17 protein-coding genes and 1 tRNA gene are annotated in these 20,804 nt (G+C 68.8%); 14 read left to right on the forward strand and 4 right to left on the reverse strand.

The genetic code is table 11. From position 1 onward, the window contains the following. Positions 1-105: 105 nt before the first annotated feature. Positions 106-1,530, forward strand: a complete 1,425-nt coding sequence (pyk, locus tag ACRX5W_RS08595; RefSeq protein WP_436787349.1) for a pyruvate kinase — start codon at positions 106-108, stop codon at positions 1,528-1,530. Here pyk and ACRX5W_RS08600 read toward each other — a convergent pair. Beyond that, on the reverse strand, positions 1,448-2,308 hold the full coding sequence (locus tag ACRX5W_RS08600; protein ID WP_436787350.1) for a helix-turn-helix domain-containing protein: 861 nt from the start codon (positions 2,306-2,308) through the stop codon (positions 1,448-1,450). The genes pyk and ACRX5W_RS08600 overlap by 83 nt on opposite strands. A 101-nt stretch (positions 2,309-2,409) precedes the next feature. Beyond that, positions 2,410-2,494, reverse strand: a tRNA-Leu gene (locus tag ACRX5W_RS08605). A gap of 131 nt (positions 2,495-2,625) precedes the next feature. On the opposite strand from ACRX5W_RS08605, the gene ACRX5W_RS08610 reads away from it, so the two are divergent. Both ACRX5W_RS08610 and ACRX5W_RS08615 read left to right on the forward strand, forming a co-directional pair. Then, on the forward strand, positions 2,626-3,246 hold the full coding sequence (locus ACRX5W_RS08610; protein WP_436787351.1) for an ANTAR domain-containing response regulator: 621 nt from the start codon (positions 2,626-2,628) through the stop codon (positions 3,244-3,246). A gap of 125 nt (positions 3,247-3,371) precedes the next feature. Then, complete coding sequence (locus ACRX5W_RS08615) at positions 3,372-4,538, forward strand: branched-chain amino acid ABC transporter substrate-binding protein (RefSeq protein WP_436787528.1); 1,167 nt, start codon at positions 3,372-3,374, stop codon at positions 4,536-4,538. On the opposite strand, the gene ACRX5W_RS08620 is transcribed toward ACRX5W_RS08615, so the two are convergent. Then, complete coding sequence (locus tag ACRX5W_RS08620; protein ID WP_436787352.1) at positions 4,528-4,980, reverse strand: hotdog fold thioesterase; 453 nt, start codon at positions 4,978-4,980, stop codon at positions 4,528-4,530. The two genes, ACRX5W_RS08615 and ACRX5W_RS08620, sit on opposite strands and share 11 nt — an antisense overlap. Positions 4,981-5,177: 197 nt before the next feature. Between ACRX5W_RS08620 and polA the strand changes: the two genes are divergently transcribed. The 4 genes from polA (at position 5,178) to ACRX5W_RS08640 (ending at position 11,167) form a co-directional block, all read left to right on the forward strand. Continuing rightward, a complete protein-coding gene (gene polA / locus ACRX5W_RS08625) occupies positions 5,178-7,916 on the forward strand; it encodes a DNA polymerase I (RefSeq protein ID WP_436787353.1) in 2,739 nt (912 codons plus the stop codon). A gap of 540 nt (positions 7,917-8,456) precedes the next feature. Continuing rightward, on the forward strand, positions 8,457-9,725 hold the full coding sequence (locus ACRX5W_RS08630) for a lytic transglycosylase domain-containing protein (protein ID WP_436787354.1): 1,269 nt from the start codon (positions 8,457-8,459) through the stop codon (positions 9,723-9,725). Positions 9,726-9,966: 241 nt separating this feature from the next. Continuing rightward, positions 9,967-10,098 carry a hypothetical protein gene (locus ACRX5W_RS08635; protein ID WP_436787355.1) on the forward strand — a complete coding sequence of 44 codons (132 nt, stop codon included), beginning with the start codon at positions 9,967-9,969 and terminating at the stop codon, positions 10,096-10,098. Continuing rightward, positions 10,088-11,167 (forward strand): DUF3068 domain-containing protein, encoded by a 1,080-nt coding sequence (locus ACRX5W_RS08640; protein WP_436787356.1) that lies wholly within the window; start codon positions 10,088-10,090, stop codon positions 11,165-11,167. Before ACRX5W_RS08635 ends, ACRX5W_RS08640 begins: the two co-directional genes overlap by 11 nt. A 16-nt stretch (positions 11,168-11,183) precedes the next feature. Here the strand turns inward: ACRX5W_RS08640 and ACRX5W_RS08645 are convergent, their stop codons facing one another. Beyond that, positions 11,184-12,014, reverse strand: coding sequence for a class I SAM-dependent methyltransferase (locus tag ACRX5W_RS08645; RefSeq protein WP_436787357.1), 831 nt, complete (start codon positions 12,012-12,014; stop codon positions 11,184-11,186). A 325-nt stretch (positions 12,015-12,339) separates the two neighbouring features. On the opposite strand from ACRX5W_RS08645, the gene rpsA reads away from it, so the two are divergent. From rpsA to ACRX5W_RS08680, 7 genes are all read left to right on the forward strand, one after another. Continuing rightward, on the forward strand, positions 12,340-13,827 hold the full coding sequence (gene rpsA / locus ACRX5W_RS08650; RefSeq protein ID WP_436787358.1) for a 30S ribosomal protein S1: 1,488 nt from the start codon (positions 12,340-12,342) through the stop codon (positions 13,825-13,827). Between the two features lie 562 nt (positions 13,828-14,389). Next, complete coding sequence (locus ACRX5W_RS08655) at positions 14,390-15,655, forward strand: MFS transporter (protein WP_436787359.1); 1,266 nt, start codon at positions 14,390-14,392, stop codon at positions 15,653-15,655. Next, a complete protein-coding gene (locus tag ACRX5W_RS08660) occupies positions 15,636-16,709 on the forward strand; it encodes a hypothetical protein (protein WP_436787360.1) in 1,074 nt (357 codons plus the stop codon). The genes ACRX5W_RS08655 and ACRX5W_RS08660 overlap by 20 nt, the downstream gene beginning before the upstream one ends. A gap of 385 nt (positions 16,710-17,094) precedes the next feature. Further along, positions 17,095-17,619 (forward strand): phosphatase PAP2 family protein, encoded by a 525-nt coding sequence (locus ACRX5W_RS08665; protein ID WP_436787361.1) that lies wholly within the window; start codon positions 17,095-17,097, stop codon positions 17,617-17,619. A 4-nt stretch (positions 17,620-17,623) separates the two neighbouring features. Beyond that, complete coding sequence (locus ACRX5W_RS08670) at positions 17,624-18,574, forward strand: decaprenyl-phosphate phosphoribosyltransferase (RefSeq protein WP_436787362.1); 951 nt, start codon at positions 17,624-17,626, stop codon at positions 18,572-18,574. Beyond that, positions 18,567-19,955 (forward strand): FAD-binding protein, encoded by a 1,389-nt coding sequence (locus tag ACRX5W_RS08675; protein ID WP_436787363.1) that lies wholly within the window; start codon positions 18,567-18,569, stop codon positions 19,953-19,955. The genes ACRX5W_RS08670 and ACRX5W_RS08675 overlap by 8 nt, the downstream gene beginning before the upstream one ends. Positions 19,956-19,994: 39 nt before the next feature. After that, positions 19,995-20,750: a decaprenylphospho-beta-D-erythro-pentofuranosid-2-ulose 2-reductase gene (locus ACRX5W_RS08680; protein WP_436787364.1), complete on the forward strand. Its 756-nt coding sequence runs from the start codon at positions 19,995-19,997 to the stop codon at positions 20,748-20,750. Positions 20,751-20,804 lie beyond the last annotated feature (54 nt).

Here is a 20,804-nt window from a genome sequence, read left to right on the forward strand (position 1 = left end):
CACGTTCGGTGTCCCCGCTCGGTCGACAAGACGTCGATCGACCCAAAGCGGCAAACCGGACGCCGCCCCACCCGTTACCTTCCGGTAGGAACTAGGGTTGACCACATGCGTCGAGCCAAAATTGTCTGCACTCTGGGCCCAGCCACCAACAGCTACGAGCAAATCCGCACGCTCGTGGACGCAGGCATGGACGTAGCCCGCTTCAACCTCAGCCACGGCACATACGCCGAGCACGAAGAGCGCTATCACCGCGTCCGCAAGGCATCTGACGAATCCGGCCGCAGCGTCGGCATCCTCATGGACCTCCAAGGTCCCAAGATCCGCCTCGGCAACTTCGCGGAAGGCCCCGTCCTCCTCGAACGCGGCGACGAATTCACCATCACCACCGAAGAAGTCCCCGGCGACCGCCACGAAGTCTCCACCACCTACAAGGGACTCCAGGGCGATGTCGGCAAAGGCGAGCGCATCCTCGTCGACGACGGCCGCGTCACCCTCGAAGTCACCGACGTCGAAGGCCCCCGCGTCCACACCATGGTCATCGAAGGCGGCATGGTCTCCGACCACAAGGGCCTCAACCTGCCCGGCGTCGCCGTCAGCGTCCCCGCCTTGTCCGACAAGGACATCGAAGACCTCCGCTGGGCCCTGCGCATGCGCTGCGACATGGTCGCCCTCTCGTTCGTCCGCAGCGCCCAGGACGCCGCCGACGTCCACCGCATCATGGACGAAGTCGGCTACCGCGTCCCGGTCATCGCCAAGATCGAGAAGCCCCAGGCGGTCGCCAACCTGGAGGAAATCGTCGAGGCCTTCGACGGCATCATGGTCGCCCGCGGCGACCTCGGCGTCGAAATGCCCCTCGAACAAGTCCCCCTCGTCCAAAAGCGCTGCATCACCCTCGCCCGGGCCAACGCCAAGCCGGTCATCGTCGCCACCCAGATGCTCGACTCGATGATCAACGCCTCGCGCCCCACCCGCGCCGAGGCCTCCGACGTCGCCAACGCGGTCCTCGACGGCACCGACGCCGTGATGCTCTCCGGCGAGACCTCGGTCGGGAAGTACCCCATCGAGACCGTCAAGACGATGGCCCGCATCATCACCGCCGCCGAGGAATCCTCGGCCCTCCAGGAGGAGTTGCGCTCCCTCCCGGACCCGCGCACGCAAGGCGGCGTCATCGCCGCCGCAGCCGCCGAGATCGGCGAACGCCTCGGCGCCAAGTATCTCGTCGCCTTCACCCAGAGCGGCGACACCGCCCGCCGCCTGTCCCGCTACCGCCCGATGATCCCGACGCTCGCCTTCACCCCCGAGCAGTCGGTCCGCAGCCAACTCTCGTTGACCTGGGGCGTCGAGACCTTCCTCGGCGAACTGTGCGAGCACACCGACGAGATGGTGCAGCAAGTCGACGCCGCACTCCTCAACATCGGCCGCTGCAAGCCCGGCGACGTCGTCATCATCACCGCCGGCTCGCCCCCGGGAGTCCCCGGCTCGACCAACATGATCCGTGTGCACCACATAGGAGAAATGGTCGGCCGGTAGGCGGTAGCCGCTTACGCCCGACGTGGAGATCCATCAAGGCGACGGCCTCCTTGCGGGCGACGGAGATGTTCTTGCGGTTGGCCACCTTCCACGCGACGCCGACCATGTCGAGGGCCCAGGTGAACAGGCCTTTGATGTCGGTGGACTCGTTGCTGAACATGTAGCGCGGGTATTCGTAGCGCTTGGGCTGCCCTGCGACGGTCCTGACAGTCCAGTTGGTGATGCGGCAGCCGTCGGAGTGGATGAGGCCACGGATGAACGGCCAAGGGTGAGCCTCGACCATCTCGCGCTGCCAGGAAGCAAGTTGCACGATTCGCAGATGCTTCATGCCTTTTCCATGCTGAGGGAAGAGGCAGGGCCAGTGCTGCGAGTACCGCTTGACCTCGGTACAACCAGGCTGCGGGACCAGGTTCGACGTTGAGCCCGGCAGGACCCGATCGATCGCCGTTTGTGCTGCAAGGATGAGGCCAGGCCATTTGTTGTCGCAGTAGATGGACAGGCTGCAGCATCTGCGGTGGTGGGCGATGTGGCCGTCCCCGAGGTAGAGCCCGAGCAAGTAGGCATATGCCACTTGGTCGACATCGAGCTGTAGACACCGGAAGCATTGAGCCTGTCGGCGTCCCGGCAGTTCATTACGGCGTGCGCGATCGTTGTGGCGCCAGTGTGCGATTGTGCCTGCCGGGATACCCAGTGCGCTTGCGACTTCCGAATTGCGTTGCCCGGCGCGCAGCATGGCGATGGCACGGTAACGGACTTCTGGTGGATGAGGAGCGAACATGTGACCGACTCTGACGCCCCTGCGGATCACGCGAAAGAAAAACCAAGCACAAAACACTCGAATGAGTGTTCGTGCTCAAGTTTTCACTGATCGTGTGGCGGTGCCGGAAGCGGGACTCGAACCCGCAAGCCCTTTCGGGCAGTGGTGTTTGAGACCACCGCGTTTGCCTGATTTCGCCATTCCGGCCTATATATCGGGACTTGGGAATAATGTCCGTTTTGCCCTTTATTGTGTGCGTCGGTCGCCCTCAGCGCGCTCTACGATACCGCCTCTCGGTACCCTTCTGCCTGCAGGTATCGCCCGAACCTAGGAGAGCCGTGACGTCAGCCGCCAAGCCGCCGGAGCAGTCCGCCGGCGACTCCGGTATCCGCGTGGTCATCGCCGAGGATGAGGCGCTGATCCGGCTGGATCTCAAGGAGATGCTGGAGGAGGAGGGTTACCGCGTCGTCGGGGAGGCCGGGGACGGGGAGGCCGCCGTGCGTTTGGTCGAGGAGTTGCGGCCGAGTCTGGTGATCCTCGATGTCAAAATGCCCGTTCTCGACGGTATCTCGGCCGCGGAGCGGATCGCCGGGGCGCGGCTTGCCCCGGTGTTGATGCTGACGGCGTTCTCGCAGCGCGAGCTTGTGGAGCGTGCGCGGGACGCGGGGGCGATGGCGTATTTGGTCAAGCCGTTCACGAAGGGTGATTTGGTGCCGGCCATCGAGATGGCGGTGTCGCGGTTCACCGAGCTTGCCGCGTTGGAGCGTGAGGTCGTCGATCTGACGCAGCGTCTGGAGACCCGGAAGCTGGTGGATCGGGCCAAGTCGGTGCTTCAGGAGCGGTATGGGTTGTCCGAGCCGGAGGCTTTCCGGTGGATCCAGAAGACGTCGATGGACCGTCGGCTGTCGATGCGGGCGGTCGCGGAGGTTGTGGTTTCGGGGGGTGAAGTCGCGGAGTAGCGGGTTTCCGTCTCCGTTTTCGCGCGTCGATCCTTGATGACCGCCCTGGCTTTGCGGAGTCCGGGCGGTTTTTGTTTGTTCGGGTGGGTTTTGTTTTCGAAGGGTGGGCTGTGCTGAACAGGCACGTGCTGAATTTGGCGCTGGTCGCGGGATTGTCCGCGCTTTTTCTGGGCGGTTGTGGTTCCGGGGGCGATTCCGGCGGAGGTGGCGGCGCCAAGACGTACACGATTGGTTTCCAGGCGGGCTTGTCCGGTGGCAACGGGCAGTTCGGAATCAACGAGGCGAACGGTGTCGAGCTGGCGGTCGAGAAGTTCAACAGTTCTCCGGAAGCTCCGTTCCAGGTGAGGTTGGTCAAGTCGGATGACGGCGGGTCGGAGGCGCAGGCGCCGGCTGCCGCGCAGAGGTTGATCGGCGACGGTGACGTCGTGGCGGTGATCGGTCCGGCGTTTTCGGACACGGCGAGGGCGTCCGGGCAGTTGTACGCGGCGGCGAAGTTGGCGGCGGTGTCGCCGTCGGCGACGAGCCCGGGGTTGACGGATCCGGGGAATGGTTTCGCGTCGTTGTTGCGGGGGGTGCCGGGTGATGTCGCGCAGGGTTCGGGGATCGCGTCGTATTTGAGGGAGTTGGGGCTGAGGAAGGTCCTCGTGGTGGATGACGGGACCGAGTACGGCGTGGGGTTGGGGGATGTCGTGCGGCATGAGTCGGGCAGGGCCGGGGTGCAGGTGGTGAGCGAGTCGGTGCCGAAGGGGACACCGGATTACGGACCCGCGGCGGCCAGGGTGAGGGATTCCGGTGCGGAAGGGCTGGTGTATGCCGGTTATTACCGGGATGCCGCGCTGCTCGCGAGGGAGTTGAAGGAGGCGGGTGTCGCGATACCGGTGATTGCGGGTGACGGCACCAAAGATGCGAGGTTCGTGGAGTCGGCGGGGGACGCGGCGGAGAATTGGTTTGTCGCGTGCCCGTGCGCGGACGCGGGTGCCGAGCCGTCGATGAAGGAGTTCAGCGCGGATTACCGGGCCAAGTTCAAGATGGACCCGGGGGCGTATTCCGCGGAGGCGTACGACGTGGCGAACATGGTCGTGGAGGAAATCGGGAAGCTCGATGCGGCGGGTTCCGAGGTGACCCGTGAGGCGGTGCTCGGGAGTCTGCGGAAGGCGACGTACCGCGGCTTGACGAGGACTTTCGCCTTCGACGAGAAGGGCGATTTCGTGGGGGAGGACGTGTACCTGTATCAGGTGACGGCCGGGCGGATCGCCTATCTCGGCAGGGTCGACGAACTGGTCAGCCGCTGACTGTGTTCGGCCGGATCATGCAGGTGAGCCGGGCGGTGCAGACGCGTTTGCCGGCTTCGTCGGTGATGGCGATGTCCCAGGTCGCGAGGGTACGGCCGAGGTGTACGGGTGTCGCGGTTCCGGTGACGAGGCCGCTGGTGGCCGAGCGGTGGTGGGTGGCGTTGATCTCGATGCCGACGGTGACGGCGTCCGGGCCTGCGTGGATGGAGGAGCCGATCGAGCCGAGGGTTTCGGCGAGGACGCAGGAGGCGCCGCCGTGGAGGAGGCCGTAGGGCTGGGTGTTGCCGTCGACGGGCATGGTGGCGACGACGCGGTCGGCGGTCGCCTCGTGGACGACGATGCCCATGGTGCCGCCGAGGGTGGCGCGGGCGGTGTCGGCGCCGAAGATGCCGGTGAGCTCGTCGACGGGCAGGGGGAACTCGAACTTGCGGACGGTCGTCACGGCGTGGTTCCTCCGTCGCTTGGGGTGTGGGCTTGCCTGCCGGGGGCGGCTCCGCCGCGGCTGCCGCGTGGGTGCGCGGGAAAGGGTGCGCGGGAAGGGTGCGTGGGAAAGACGTGGCCGGGTGTGTCGGCGTCCCAGCCTAGGATCTGTGTGTGGCTTCCTCTGACGCACCCCAGCCTTCCGTACCTTCCGGCGCGATGACCTCCGGCGCGCGTCCGCGCTTGTTGTTGCTCGACGGGCATTCCTTGGCGTATCGCGCGTTCTACGCGCTCAAGGAGGCCACGATGTCGACGGCGACGGGGCAGCCGACGCAGGCGGTGTTCGGTTTCACGTCGATGCTGGCGAATGTGCTGCGTGACGAGGCCCCGACGCATGTCGGTGTGGCTTTCGACGTCTCGCGGCAGTCGTTCCGTACGGAGCGGTTCGCGGAGTACAAGGCGAACCGCTCGGAGACGCCGGAGGAGTTCCGGGGCCAGGTCGAGCTGATCGTGGATGTGCTGCACGCGATGGGCATCCGGACGATGCGGGTCGAGGGCTTCGAGGCGGACGACGTCATCGCGACGGTGACGACGCGGGCGGCGGAGGAGGGCTTCGAGGTCTTGATCCTCACCGGCGACCGTGACGCCTTGCAGTTGGTGTCGCCGGATGTGACGGTGCTGTATCCGATGCTGGGGGTCAGCAAGCTGCACCGGTTCACACCGGAGGCGGTGGAGGAGAAGTACCAGCTCACGCCGCAGCAGTATCCGGATTTCGCGGCGCTGCGCGGTGACCCGTCGGATAACCTGCCGGGCATTCCGGGGGTCGGGGAGAAGACGGCGGCGAAGTGGATCCGCGAGTTCGGGTCGTTCCACGAGCTGGTGGAGCGGGCCGACGAGGTCAAGGGCAAGGCGGGGCAGAATTTCCGCGATCACCTTGAGTCGGTGCGGCGAAACCGTGAGTTGACGGAGCTGGTGCGGGACGTCCCGCTGGATGTCGCGCCGGCGGATTTGGCGCGGAAGGCGTTCGACCGTCCGGCGCTGGAACAGGTGATGGACACGCTGGAGTTCCGTGCCGCGAACTTCCGCGACCGCATCTTCGCGGTGGACCCGGCGGCTGCCGCGGGGGACGGCGCGGACGTCCTGGTGGTGGAGGACGGTTTCGTGCTGGAGACGTCGGTGCTGGGCACCGGCGAGGTGGCGGCGTGGCTGGCCGAGCATGCGTCGGGGGACGGGCGTACGGGCTTGGCGGTGGAGGGCACGTCGGGGCGGGGCACGGGCACGGTCACGGGGCTGGCGCTGGCGGCTGCGGACGGCACGGCGGCTTTCATCGACCCGTTGGCGCTTGACGAGGCGGACGACGGGGCGCTCGCCGCGTGGCTTGCGGATCCGGCGCGGACGAAGGCCGTGCATGACGCGAAGGGCCCGATGCTGGCGTTCAAGGCGCACGGCTGGGATCTCGCCGGCCTGACGTCGGACACCGCGTTGGGCGCGTATCTGGTGCTGCCGGGGCAGCGGTCGTTCGCCCTGGAGACGTTGACGCAGCGGTTCCTGCACCGGGAGTTGAAGGTCGACGAGGTCGCCGCAGGCGGGCAGTTGGCGTTCGACATGTCCGGTGAGGAGGAGGCGGAGGCGGCGCGCGGCGAGGCGTTGATGCTGGCCGCGCGAGCGGTTGTGGATCTTGCCGCCGCGTTGGACGAGGAGTTGGACAAGCGCGGGGCGTTGGGTCTGCTGCGCGACATGGAGCTGCCGTTGATGGCGGTGCTGGCGCGGATGGAGCAGGTGGGGATCGCTGCGGACCGCGAGTACCTGGACAAGCTGGAGGCGCAGTTCGGAGCTGCGGTCAAGCAGGCGACGGAGCTCGCGCACGAGGCGGTGGGCCGGGAGTTCAACCTCGGGTCGCCGAAGCAGTTGCAGGAGATCTTGTTCGGCGAGATGGACCTGCCGAAGACGAAGAAGATCAAGACGGGTTACACGACCGACGCGGACGCTTTGACGTGGCTGGCGACGCAGCCGGGGATTCCGGTGCCGGCGCAGGATCTGCTGGCCGCGTTGTTGCGGCATCGGGATCAGACGAAGCTTCGGGTGACGGTCGAGGGCCTGGTCAAGACGATTGCCGACGACGGGCGGATCCATACGACGTTCCAGCAGACGGTGGCCGCGACCGGGCGGCTGTCGTCGAAGGACCCGAATCTGCAGAACATCCCGATCCGCACCGAGGAAGGCCGGTTGATTCGGCGGTCGTTCGTGGTCGGTGAGGGTTTCGAGGGGTTGCTGACGGCCGACTACAGCCAGATCGAGCTGCGCATCATGGCGCATCTGTCCGGTGACGAGGCGTTGATCGAGGCGTTCACGTCCGGTGAGGATCTGCACAACACGGTCGCGTCGGCGGTTTTCGCGGTGCCGACGGACCGCGTGGACGCGGAGATGCGCCGCAAGATCAAGGCGATGTCGTACGGGCTGGCGTACGGGCTTTCGGCGTTCGGGTTGTCGCAGCAGCTCGACATCACGCCGGAGGAGGCCCGAAAGCTGATGGCGACGTACTTCGAGCGGTTCGGCGGGGTGCGTGACTATCTGCGTGCGGTGGTCGACGAGGCGCGGCAGACCGGCTACACCGAGACGGTGTTCGGGCGCCGCCGGTATCTGCCGGATCTGACGAGCGACAACCGGCAGCGCCGGGAGATGGCGGAGCGGATGGCCTTGAACGCGCCGATCCAGGGGTCGGCGGCGGACATCGTCAAGGTCGCGATGCTGGCGGTCGACGCGGGTCTGCGGGAGGGCGGGTTCGCGTCCCGGGTGCTGCTTCAGGTGCACGACGAGTTGGTGTTGGAGGTCGCGCCGGGGGAGCGTGTGCCGGTCGAGGAGTTGGTGCGGAGCGCGATGGCCGGCGCGTACCCGCTGCGGGCGCCGTTGGACGTGTCGGTGGGCTTCGGTGCGACGTGGGAGGACGCGGGCCACTGACGCCGCGTCAGGGCACGTTCGACTTGGTGGAGTTCGTGGCCTGGAACCATGGTCGCGCCGGAAGTTCACCGAACATTCCGGTGGCGTTTCGGCGTGACGGTGTGCTGCCGTCTCGTCGCCCCTGTCGACTTGGCTGTGTCGTGCCCACCGCGTCCGGCCCGGCCTGCTGTCCGCCGTCTGCCTGTGCGTTTTGCCGGAACTGCCCTGGCGTGGCGGGGGAATCGGCGCCGGGCCGGCGTGAGACGGGGCGAAGGGCTGGAGTGGTGAAGGAACCTGACGTAGGTTCAGTTCCGCTTGCCGTTGCCCGGGCCGGGTACGAGGCGGTCCCGGCCGCGCCGGGGGCGGCAGGCCGACATACAGCCGGTGCAAAGGGGGCGGTTCGTGGGCGAGGCCGAGCGGGGGCCGGGTCCGCGGGATCCGGAACGGCCGCAGCCGTCAGCGGTTTCGGGCAGCGGGGACGCGGACACGCCGCGACCTGACGAGGCCGCGGCGCAGGACGAGGGGAAGTCGGCCGCCGCGCCGGTTGCCGTGGCGGTCGCTGTGGCCGCCAGACCGGACGCCGCCGCGAAGGAGGCTCCGGCCGGTGGGGACTCGGCCGACGAGATCGACGAGTGGATCACGTCGCTGGGTTCCCGCCCGCCCGAGATGGCCGCCCGTGAAGAGGCCGCGGTGGGCGGTACGCCGTCCGAGTCCGCGAAGCGTCCGTGGCGGCGCCGGATCATCAACCCGTGGGTCGGGGCGGCGGCCGTGGTCGCGTTGCTCCTGGTCGCGGCTGCCTCGGTGGAGAACCTGTTCACGATGGTGACCACCAAGCGAGTCGACGTCTCCGACGTGCCGAAGATGTCCGACCCGGAGCCCGATCCGGAAGACGGCCCGGTGAACGGCGGTTCGCCGGTCGACCTCGCGCTGCCGCCCGCCGTTCCGCTCGCCGCGCCGGTGGAGACCACGGCGTCTCCGACACCGGGGGCGCCGCTTGCGCCGCCGCCCGCGGCGCCGGTCACCGTGCCGTCGGCGGGGACGCCCGCGGTGGTGGCGATGGGCTCGAACGGGATTCCGCGGATCGTGCTGCTGGCGTACCAGATGGCCGCGGTGACCACCGCCAAGGCCGACCCGGACTGCCGGCTGCCGTGGCAACTCCTCGCCGGTATCGGGCGCGTCGAGTCGGGGCACGCCAACGGCGGGCAGGTCGACGTCGCCGGTACCGCGGTGACGCCGATCCTGGGCCCGCGGCTCGACGGCAGCCGCAACACGATGGCCATCCGCGACACCGACCAGGGTGCGCTCGACTACGACCGTGAGTACGACCGCGCGGTGGGCCCGATGCAGTTCATCCCGACATCGTGGCGGGCGTACGCGCTCGACGGCAGCAACGACCGGAAGGCCGATCCACAGAACGTCTTCGACGCGGCGCTCACCGCCGCACGCTACTTGTGTGCGGGTGACCGCGACCTGGGTACGCCGGCGGGCCTGGACCGGGCCATCTACAGCTACAACCGGTCGGCCGCGTACGTGAATTCGGTCAAGGCGTGGATGGTGTTCTACCAGGCGGGGGTCCGCCCGATCGCGGCCAGCCTGCCGCCGGTCGCCGCACCGCCGCCCGCTCCGCCGGCGCCCGCGCCGACCACGGCGGCACCGCCCCCGCCCCCGCCTCCCGCGACCACCACACCGCCTACGTCGCCGCCGGCGACGACCGCGTCACCGTCTCCGACCAAGCCGACGGACAACGTGTCGACGCCCCCGCCTTCCGGCACCAAGACGTCCCCGACGAACACGAAACCGACCGGGGAGTCGTCGGCGTCGGCCGGTTGAGCAGCGGAGAAGCGGGGGGCGGTTGTCATATCCCTGATGCAACATGATCTCGAACCGGTGGGGGGCCTGGTTACCCCGGCGACAACGAGCCCCAGCCCGAGTAAACCTCCGCATAGACACAGAAACTGACTACACGTCAGCCGCGCTACAAGCGCCCCGCCACGAACCAATCAAGAACAGGTTCTCATCTGAGCCCCGCCTTGCTACGGTGCCGTCCCCGGAGCACAAAGGAGGGTTCGTGATGCGTGCCTTCGCCGCGGTCGTCGTCGGCCTGGTGCTGGCGATGGGCGTCGCCTACGCGGTGGCCGCGCTCGCGGTGCCCGAGCCCGGCAAGGTCACCAAGCCGCTCGAAGTGACTCCCGATGCGACGTAGGGCCGCTCTCGTTCTGCTGGCGTCGGCGGCGTTCTGCGTGGCGCTCGCGCCGCTGTTCCGCGAGTTCGTGTTCCCCCGCCTCGTCGCGAACACCCTTGCCGGTGAGGACGCGTACCGGGTGACGGTCTCGCAGGCCGACAACGCGACCGTCGTCGGCGACCCGAACGGCCCGGGCAAGGGCAAGGCCACGATCGTCCGGACCGTGCGGCCCGACGCGGGAGCCGGCGACGACGGCACCGTCGTCTGGGACATCAGCCTCACGGTGACCGACAGCGCGGGCACGGTCGTCACCCGGATCCCCGAGCGCTACGCCTTCGACGCGGTCACCCAGAACCCCGACGACTGCTGCGCCGAAAGCGTCGACGGCAAGCCGGCCGCGCATGTCGGAGTCCGCTACAAGTGGCCGTACTTCGTGCAGAAGCGCGGCTACAACTACTTCGACCCGCAGACCGGCACCGCGGCGACGATCCACTACAAAGGCACCGAGACCCTGGACGGCCTCACGGTCTACCGTTTCGAGCACGAGGTGCCGTGGACCAGGGCGGGCATCCCGCGCCTTCCCGGCGGCGTCAACCCGGCCGAGATCGAAGCCGCCGGAATGGAGCGCTGGTTCACCGGCACCCGCAGCATCCTCGTCGAGCCGGTCACCGGCCTGCCTGTGTACGCAGAGGAACGCCGCACGGAGGAACTGCGCACCCCGAACCCCGACGACCCGGCCAACCCGGGCAGATTCGTGCTGTTCGACGGCCACGTCAAGATGACGGCCGAGTCGTCGGACGAGCTCGTCGCGGACGCCAGGGAGCAGAAGTCGTGGCTGCTCCTGGTCCACGACCGGCTTCCGCTGGGCCTGGTGGTCGCCGGGGTGCTGCTCTTCCTGACGGCGCTGCTGACCGAGTACTTGGGCCGCCGCAAGGCGGGCGACGCCGACGGCGGCATACGGGACCCCGCCGCCGAGGCGGACCCGTCACCCGACCAAGTTCCCGCTGCCGAAGTCGATTTCGACCCGGCCGAACCGGCGCACGACGACACGCTCACGCTGTCCGCCGCCACCCGCGCCGACGACGGCTGATGCCGGGGGCCGCCGGTCAGTCCCGGTCGCACACGAAGATCGCGGTCCCCGGGATCCTCCGCCCCCGGGTCGGGCTCCACCCGCCCCAGACCTGGACCAGGTGTTCGGGCCACTCCGGTTCGACGAGGTCGACCAGCCGGAACCCCGCCCCCGCGACCTCGCGGACGCGCATCCCGAGGGTCCTGTGGTGCTCGACGTATGTGACGTCGCCGGCCGCGTCCTCCTCGACGTACGGCGTGGTGTCGAAGTACGAGTGTGTCGCGGTCAGCCCGTTTTCGCCCGGGTCGTCGGGAAATGCCCAGCGAATTGGATGGGTCAGGGAGAACACCCACCTCCCGCCCGGTTTGAGGACGCGGTGCACCTCGCGCATGATGCCGGCGCCGTCGGGGCTGAACGGCAGCGCGCCGTACGCCGAGAACGCCAGGTCGAAAGAGCCGTCGCGGAACGGCAGCGCCGCGGCGTCCGCCTGGACGGTCGGCACCGCGGTGCCGTGCGCGCCGTCGATGCGCCGAGAGTGCTGCAACTGCCGGAACGACAGGTCGAGCGCGACCGGGAAGGCCCCGCGTTCGAGCAGGCTGCGCGAGGACTGTGCGGCACCCGCGCCCACCTCCAGTACACGCTTTCCGGCGACCTCGCCGAGAAGGCGGGCGTCTTGTTCGTCGAGCCCCTCCGGGCCCCACACGAAGCGCGTGTCGCCGAGGAAGTCGCCGTGCTCGGCCTGGTAGTCGTCGGCGTTGGCGTCCCACCACGAGCGCCCGGCCCGCACGCTCTCCGCGGCACCGACCGCACGGCGACCGACGCCGCCCGCGCTCACGTCGGCCGACGCGCCGGGCCCGGTCTGGTGCATATGAATTGCCTCACGTGCTGTTGTTCCGGATCGGTGTACGTTATCGTGCCGCCCGTGCGGGATTGGTTGCGGCGGGCGCCGCACCGCCGTAGGGGCGCGTCATGGCCGCCCACCCGCCCGTTGCCTCGCGCGTTGACCGCGCTCTGACGGCCCCGTATGCTGCAAGTTGCGCCGCGGGCCTGCGTGAACTCAGACGGAGCAGGTCGCGCTCACCTTTGTCGTTCGGTTCGGTCAATCCCCTTGGCTGTCGGTCCGACAGGGCGAAACCGGGTCCTGGAGCGTGGTATTACCGACGACTTCTGTCCGTACCGGAGCCCTTTCCCACATGACGAGCAGCACCGAGGCCACTCGAACCACCCCGCAGGTGGCGGTCAACGACATCGGTTCCGAGGAAGCTTTCCTCGCGGCGATCGATGAGACGATCAAGTACTTCAACGACGGCGACATCGTGGATGGCGTGATCGTCAAGGTCGACCGGGACGAGGTCCTGCTCGACATCGGTTACAAGACCGAAGGCGTCATCCCGTCCCGCGAGCTGTCCATCAAGCACGACGTGGACCCGCACGAGGTTGTCGCGGTCGGCGACAACATCGAGGCCCTTGTTCTCCAGAAGGAGGACAAGGAAGGCCGCCTGATCCTCTCGAAGAAGCGCGCGCAGTACGAGCGGGCTTGGGGCACGATCGAGAAGATCAAGGAAGAGGACGGCATCGTCACCGGTACCGTCATCGAGGTCGTCAAGGGTGGTCTCATCCTCGACATCGGCCTCCGCGGCTTCCTCCCCGCGTCGCTTGTCGAGATGCGCCGCGTCCGCGACCTCCAGCCGTACGTCGGCAAGGAGCTCGAAGCCAAGATCATCGAGCTGGACAAGAACCGCAACAACGTGGTCCTGTCCCGCCGCGCGTGGCTTGAGCAGACCCAGTCCGAGGTCCGCCAGACGTTCCTCACGACCCTGCAGAAGGGTCAGGTCCGCACGGGCGTCGTCTCCTCGATCGTCAACTTCGGTGCGTTCGTCGACCTCGGCGGCGTCGACGGTCTGGTGCACGTCTCCGAGCTGTCCTGGAAGCACATCGACCACCCGTCCGAGGTTGTCGAGGTCGGCCAGGAGGTCACAGTCGAGGTCCTGGACGTCGACATGGACCGCGAGCGCGTCTCCCTGTCGCTGAAGGCGACCCAGGAAGACCCGTGGCAGCAGTTCGCCCGCACCCACCAGATCGGCCAGGTCGTCCCGGGCAAGGTCACCAAGCTGGTGCCGTTCGGCGCGTTCGTGCGGGTCGACGAGGGCATCGAGGGCCTGGTCCACATCTCCGAGCTGGCCGAGCGCCACGTCGAGATCCCGGAGCAGGTCGTCCAGGTCGGCGACGAGATCTTCGTCAAGGTCATCGACATCGACCTGGAGCGCCGCCGCATCAGCCTGTCGCTCAAGCAGGCCAACGAGGCCTTCGGCGCGGACCCGAACGAAGCCGAGTTCGACCCGACGCTGTACGGCATGGCCGCGACGTACGACGACGCGGGCAACTACATCTACCCCGAGGGCTTCGACCCGGAGACCAACGACTGGCTCGAGGGCTACGACAAGCAGCGCGAGGAGTGGGAGCGGCAGTACGCCGAGGCCCAGCAGCGCTTCGAGTCGCACCAGCAGCAGGTCGTCAAGGCCCGCGAGGCCGAGGCCGAGGCGGCGGCCGAGTCCGGCAACGCCGGCGGCGGCTCCTACTCGTCGGCCCCGGCCGAGCCCCAGTCCACCGGTGGCGGCGCCCTAGCCTCCGACGAGGCTCTCGCCGCTCTTCGCGAGAAGCTCGCCGGCGGCCAGAGCTGACCCCTGGCACCAAGCAACACCCCGGAAGGCCCCGCCCACGGCGGGGCCTTCCCCATTCCCGACGCAAACCCCCGGTCCGCGCCCCCGCAGCGGCTCTTCGCCCAACCCGCACCCATCTGCCCTCGCACCCACAGCGGCGAGTCCACGCGCTCACGCTCCTGCGCTCCTGCGCTCCTGCGCTCCCGCTCCCGCGCTCCCGCTCCCGCGCCGTGGCTCTCGCAGCGACGCCTCTCGCTCGGTCGTGCCCATCTGCCCTCGCGTCCGCAGGGGCGCGTCCACGTCCTCGCGGCTGGTCGCCCTCGTTGACTCCGGCTGCCTCGCCTGGCGACAGCCGGCGGGTTGTCCGCTTCGGCGGTTCACCGCCCGCATGGTGATCTCCGGCAGGTTGAGTCAGCCCGCACAGAGCGTGTCGGCTGCCTGCCGCTTTGTCGCGCCTGCGTTTGTCGCCGGCCGGTCGGGCGGCACCTCCGCTGACCCCCGCCTTTCGACTTCCGCCGCGGAAGTGCCGTGCGGCGATTAGGGTGCCTCGGGGTGGGTGACGGCCGGAGGGGGGCTCTGCGGCGTGTATGTGGCTTCGAGTCGAGGCCGGGATGCGGGGCTGGGCAACGCGGTCGGGGGGAGTACGCGCGGGCGGGGCGTGGTCACGGCCAATGTGGTCGCGCTCGGGGTGGTGAGCCTGGTCACCGACATATCGTCGGAGATGGTCACCGCGGTCATGCCGGTGTACCTCGTGACGGGGCTCGGCCTGTCGATCCTGTACTTCGGGTTTCTCGACGGCCTGTACTCCGGCGTCACGGTCGCCCTGCGGCTGGCCGGAGGCCACGTCGCCGACCGGTTCTCGGCACGCAAGAAGGTCGCCGCGGCCGGATACGGACTCTCCGCGGTCAGCAGGCTGGGCCTTCCGCTGGTGGGGGCGTCGGTGCCGGGCATCGGGACGATGCTCGCGGTCGACCGCGCCGGGAAAGGCCTGCGGACCGCCCCTCGTGACGCGTTGATCTCGTTGTCGAGCACGCCCGAGGCCCAGGGCCGGGCGTTCGGCGTGCACCGCGCGCTCGACACTGCCGGGGCGTTCACCGGTCCGCTGATCGCGTTCCTGATCCTGTCGGCGGTCGCGACGGCGTACGACGCGGTTTTCGTGGTGAGTTTCTGTGTCGGCATGGTCGGCCTGCTCGTCCTACTGCTGTTCGTACGCGACCGGCCCGGTTCGCCGGACAAGGCGCGTGCGGCGCCGTGGCGTGCGGGCGTGCGGTTGCTCGCCGACGCGCCCTTCCGCAGGTTGTGCCTCTGCGCGGCGTTGCTCGGTGTCGCGACGGTGAGCGACGCGTTCGTCTATCTCGTGCTGCAACGCGAACTCGCCATCGCCGCCCACTGGTTCCCCCTGCTGCCGCTCGGTACCGCGGGGGTGTACCTGCTGTTGGCGATCCCGGTGGGCCGGTTCGCGGACCGAGTCGGACGCAGGCGGGTCTTCCTTGCCGGGCACGCCGCGCTGGGCGGCGTTTACGTGCTGCTTGCGGGGCCGTTCGGCGGTGCGGGGCTGCTCGTTGGGACTCTTGCGCTGCACGGTGTCTTCTACGCGATGACGGACGGTGTCCTGATGGCCGCCGCCGGAGCGGAGCTGCCGTCCGAGCTGCGGACCAGCGGGCTGGCGGTGTTGCAGACCGGCCAGGCGGCCGGGCGGTTCGTCTCGTCGGTCGCGTTCGGGTGGGCGTGGACGCAGTGGGGGCCGGAGGGGGCCGTGCGGTGGTCGGGGGTGTGGCTCGCGGTGGCGGTGGCGGTGAGTGTCGCGGTGCTGGGAGGGGCGCGCATACGTGGACGCGGGAGAAGTTGACGCGGTGGAAGCCGAGGAGCCGGTCACGGCCGTGTTCACGCGCGGTCGCCTGCTGGTGTTCGTGCTGGCGCTTGCGGTGCTCGCCGGTGTGGGTGTCGCGTACACCCGGCACGCCGTCGAGCGGGAGGACCGCGCGATGTACGGCGGGGACGGCACCGCCCCCGGGGCCGCGCCTCTGACGCTGCAAGGGCCGCCGCGGCTGCTTTTCCGCAGCACGGAGTCCGGGCCCGGCTACGGGCATCTGGCGACGGTGTCGGCCACCGATCCCGGCGGCCCACGCCAGGTCGGAGACCGGACGTGCGACCGGGTGTACGCGGCGGCCGGGACCGCACTGTGCCTGACCGCGGACCGCGGCGTCGTCACCCGCAACTACGCGCTGATCCTCGACGCCGGGCTGCGGGAGGTGCGTCGCGTCGAACTGGCCGGCACACCCAACCGAGCCCGCCTGTCGGCGTCGGGGCGCATGGCGTCGTGGACGGTCTTCGTGTACGGCGACTCGTACGCCGGCACGTCCTTCGCCACCCGCACGTCGATCCTCGACACGCACACCGGCGCGATGGTCGCGTCGCTGGAGGACTTCGCGGTGACCCGCGACGGCAAGGACGTCCGCACGGTCGACCGCAACTTCTGGGGCGTCACGTTCACCGCCGACGACAACGTCTTCTACGCGACGATGTCGACATTCAGTCCGGCTCGCACCTATCTCGTGCGCGGCGACCTGAACGCACGCGCGATGACAGTGCTGCGTGAGAACGTCGAGTGCCCGTCGCTGTCCCCCGACGGCACGCGGCTCGCCTTCAAGAAGAAGGTCTCCGACGATGCGCGCGAGCCGTGGCGGCTGTATGTGCTGGACCTGGCGACCGGCCGCGAGACCGAGCTGGCCGAGCGGCGCAGCGTCGACGACCAGGCTGTTTGGCTTGATCAGCGGACTGTGGCGTATGGCCTCCCGGCCGGCTCCGGAGCGGTGACCGACGTGTGGGCGGTCCCGGCGGACGGCGGCGGATCGCCGGTGCGGCTGATCGCGGGCGGTTTCTCCCCGGTGCCGCTGGGGTGAACAAGAAGATCGCGAAGGGGTCGGGTAATGCCACAGTTCTGTCACAAGAGCGCAGAGTGATCGACTGAAAGCGCTTCCATCAGACACGCTCTGACCTGCGAAGACCGTGCTGTGTGTGGGCTCCGTGCGGGGCGTGTCGCCGTTGTGGACCGCGTCCCCGCCCGCAGAGCCCGTACCAACCTTTCGCGTACTCTAAGGCCTTTGGCGCCCTGCTGCGCGGCGTCCCGCTTGTGCGGGTCATTGCGCGCACGCGGTGAGCCGGGCCGGGACCGACGACCGACGACAAGAGCGCTCGGGGGCCGGTTCTCCGGTGCCGTCGCGACATGTGGGAATGAGGATTCGTATGGCCTCTGGTGGGTTTCCGGCCACCGGGCAGGTATTGAACATGTTCACCGGGACTGACGTGGCCCTGTACCGCGGTGTGCGCGGGCGGACCGGGCACCCGGTGATCCAGGGGGCCAGCAAGGCCCTTTCCTTCGCGGGTGAGCATGGTGGCGTGTTCCTCGCGACCGGTCTTGTCGGCGCCGCGTTCGACAAGCACCGTCGCTCGCAGTGGCTCCGCGCCACGGCCACCATCGCCACCGCACACGCGGCCAGCATGGCGCTCAAGCGCGTCGTACGCCGGCCGCGTCCGAACTTCGAGGGACTCGCACCGCTGGTGCGGACGGCGGGACGGCACAGCTTCCCGTCCTCCCACTCCGTGTCGGCCGCCGCGTCCGTCGTCGCCTTCCGTGGCCTGGTGCCGGCCAAGGTCACTGTGCCCGCCGCCGTCGCGATGGGTTTCTCGCGGCTTGTCGTGGGCGTCCACTATCCGACCGACGTGATCGGCGGCGCGGCCATGGGTGCCGCGGCCGCGCATCTGGGTCGGTCGTGGTCCCAGCGCGCCACTTCCGTACCGAAGGGGATCTGAAGACGTGAGCACGTCCGAGATCGAAGCGTCGCCGCAGGCAGCCGCCGAATCGGTGGAGGCGCCGCCGCGGCCACCCAGGGGGGGACTCCTGGGCGGGCTCATCAAGCTTGCGCGGCCCAAGCAGTGGGTCAAGAACGTCCTGGTGTTCGCGGCCCCCCTGGCGGCCGGCAAGATCGACGACTGGGACGTCCTCCGCCAGTGCATCTACATCTTCGCGATCTTCTGTCTCGCGGCGGCGTCGATTTACTACGTCAACGACGCGTTCGACGTCGAGTCGGACCGCCAGCACCCGAAGAAGCGGAACCGGCCGATCGCCTCGGGCGCGGTGCCGGTCAAGCTGGCGTGGGTGCTCGGCCCGATCCTGGCGGCGGGGTCGGTCGTGCTGGCCGTCGTCCTGTGCAACAGGAACACCGCGCTGGTCGTGGGCCTGTACGTCGTGCTGAACCTGCTGTACTGCTTCGCGTTCAAGCACGTCATGGTCCTCGACCTGATGATGGTCGCCTCCGGCTTCCTGTTCCGTGCGATGGTCGGTGGCCTGGCCGCCGAGATTCCGCTGTCGCGCTGGTTCCTGCTGACCGCGGGCTTCGGGTCGTTGTTCATGGTCGCGGGCAAGCGGTATTCGGAGATGGTCCTGATGGGCGAGGAAGCGGCGAAGACCCGTGCCTCGCTCGCCAATTACTCGATCACCTACCTGCGCTTCGTGTGGCAGATGGCCGTCGCGGTCACGGTGCTGACCTACAGCCTGTGGGCCTTCGAAATCCCCCAGGAGGACGCCACTTTGGCCTGGCAGCAGTTGTCGCTGGTGCCGTTCGGCTTCGTCCTGCTGCGGTACGCGGTGTACGTCGACGCGGGAACCGCGGGTGCGCCCGAGGACGTTGTCCTGCGTGACAAGGTCATCGTCGGACTCGGTTTCGCGTGGCTGATCATGTTCGTTCTGGGAGTGTTCCATGTCTGACGGCCCCTCGGCCGATTTCTTCCCCGCCACCCGGCGCACGTCGCTGAGCGGTTGGGGGCGCACCGCCCCGACGGTCGCCGACGTCGTCACGCCGATGACGCGCGAGCAGGTCGCGGGTGCGCTGCAGCGCCGTTCCGAACGCGGCGTCATCGCCCGCGGGCTGGGCCGCAGTTACGGGGACCCGGCGCAGAACGGCGGCGGCCTCGTGCTCGACATGACGGCGCTGAACCGCGTGCTCGACGCCGACCTGGAGCAGGGGATCGTCACGGCCGAAGCGGGTGTGAGCCTCGATCGCCTGATCGAACTCTTCGTGCCCTTCGGGTTCTTCGTGCCGGTGACCCCCGGCACCCGGCAGGTGACCGTCGGCGGCGCGATCGGCGCGGACGTGCACGGCAAGAACCACCACGCCGACGGCAGCTTCTGCGACCACGTGCTGTCGATGGACCTGCTGCTCGCCGACGGCACCGTGCGCACGGTCACCCCCGAGGACGACCCCGACCTGTTCTGGGCGACCGCGGGCGGCATGGGCCTGACGGGCATCGTGCTCTCCGCGGTGATCCGCATGACCCCGATCGAGACGTCGCTGGTGTCGGTCGACACCGACCGGGCGAGGAACCTCGACGAGATCATGGCCATGATGGCCGAGACGGACGCAAAGTACCGGTACACGGTCGCGTGGCTCGACTGCCTGGCCAAGGGCCGCAACCTCGGCCGATCGGTGCTCACCTGCGGGGAGTTCGCGCGTCTCGACGACCTGCCGGCGAAGAAGCGCGCCAACCCGCTGCGCTTCAAGGGCGGGACACTGCTGACCGTTCCGGACGTGGTCCCCGGTCGTCTCCCGAACAAGTTCACCATGGGCCTGTTCAACGAGATGTGGTACCGCAAGGCGCCGCAGCACAAGGTCGGGCAACTGCAAAGCATTTCGGCGTTCTTCCACCCGCTGGACGCGGTCCAGGAGTGGAACCGCGCGTACGGCAAGACGGGCTTCCTGCAGTACCAGTTCGTTGTGCCGTTCGAACGCGAGGACGCGCTGCGCAAGGCCGTCGAGAAGATCAGCGCGGCGGGTGCGCCGTCGTCGCTGACCGTGCTCAAGCGCTTCGGCCCGGGGAACAACGGCTACCTGTCGTTCCCCAAGCCGGGTTGGACGCTGACGCTGGACTTCCCGACCAACACCCCCGGCCTGGCCCGGTTGTTGCGTGAGCTCGACGAGTTGGTCCTGTCCAACGACGGGCGCCTGTATCTGGCGAAGGACTCGCGGATGGACCCCGCGGACATGGACCGGATGTATCCGCGTCTGGAGGAGTTCCGCACCGTTCGTGCCAAGGTGGACCCGGACGGGGTGTTCGTCTCCGACCAGGCCCGCCGTCTCGGCCTCGCCTGACGCGGGTTCCGGTCAAGCCACTCACTAGAAGGAAAAACGGTGAAAGACGCTTTGGGCGCACCGCAGTCACTCCTCATTCTCGGCGGAACGTCCGAGATCGCGCTTCACACCGCCCGCAAGCTGGTCGACGAGCGGGTACGCCGTGTCGTGTTGGCCGGGCGTCCCTCCGACGCGCTCGACAAGGCGGCCGAGGGCCTGCGGCGGCAGGGCGCGAACGTCGAGGTCGTCGCGTTCGACGCGGCCGAGCCGGACACCCACGAGAAGGTGATCGAGGGGGTGTTCGCCGAGGGTGACATCGACGTCGTGCTGCTGGCCTTCGGCGTGCTCGGCGACCAGGAGTCCGACGAGCAGGACCCGGTCGCGGCGGCGAAGGTCGCGCAGGTCAACTACGTCGGCGGTGTCTCCGCCGGGCTCGCGTCGGTGAAGGCGCTGCGCCGCCAGGGCCACGGCTCCCTCGCGGTGATCTCGTCGGTCGCCGCGGAGCGTGCCCGCAAGGCCAACTTCATCTACGGCTCCTCGAAGGCCGGCCTGGACGCGTTCGCTCAGGGCCTCGCCGACAAGGTGCACGGCACCGGCGTCCACGTGATGGTCGTCCGGCCCGGGTTCGTGAAGACGAAGATGACCGAGGGCATGCCGGACGGCCCGATGGCGACCACGCCGGACGTCGTCGCGGACGGCATCGTCAAGGGCCTGCGCAAGCGCGCCACGACGGTGTGGGTGCCGGGGCAACTGCGGTACGTCTTCTCCGTCTTGCGCCACGTGCCGCGGCCGATCTTCCGCAAGTTGCCGATCTAGTTCGAGAGTTCGTCGGAGCACACGGCGAAGAAACATGCGGGCGGCGGTCCTTCG

Origin of the sequence: Yinghuangia sp. YIM S10712, assembly GCF_051388935.1 — a bacterium.
Lineage (GTDB): Bacteria > Actinomycetota > Actinomycetes > Streptomycetales > Streptomycetaceae > Yinghuangia.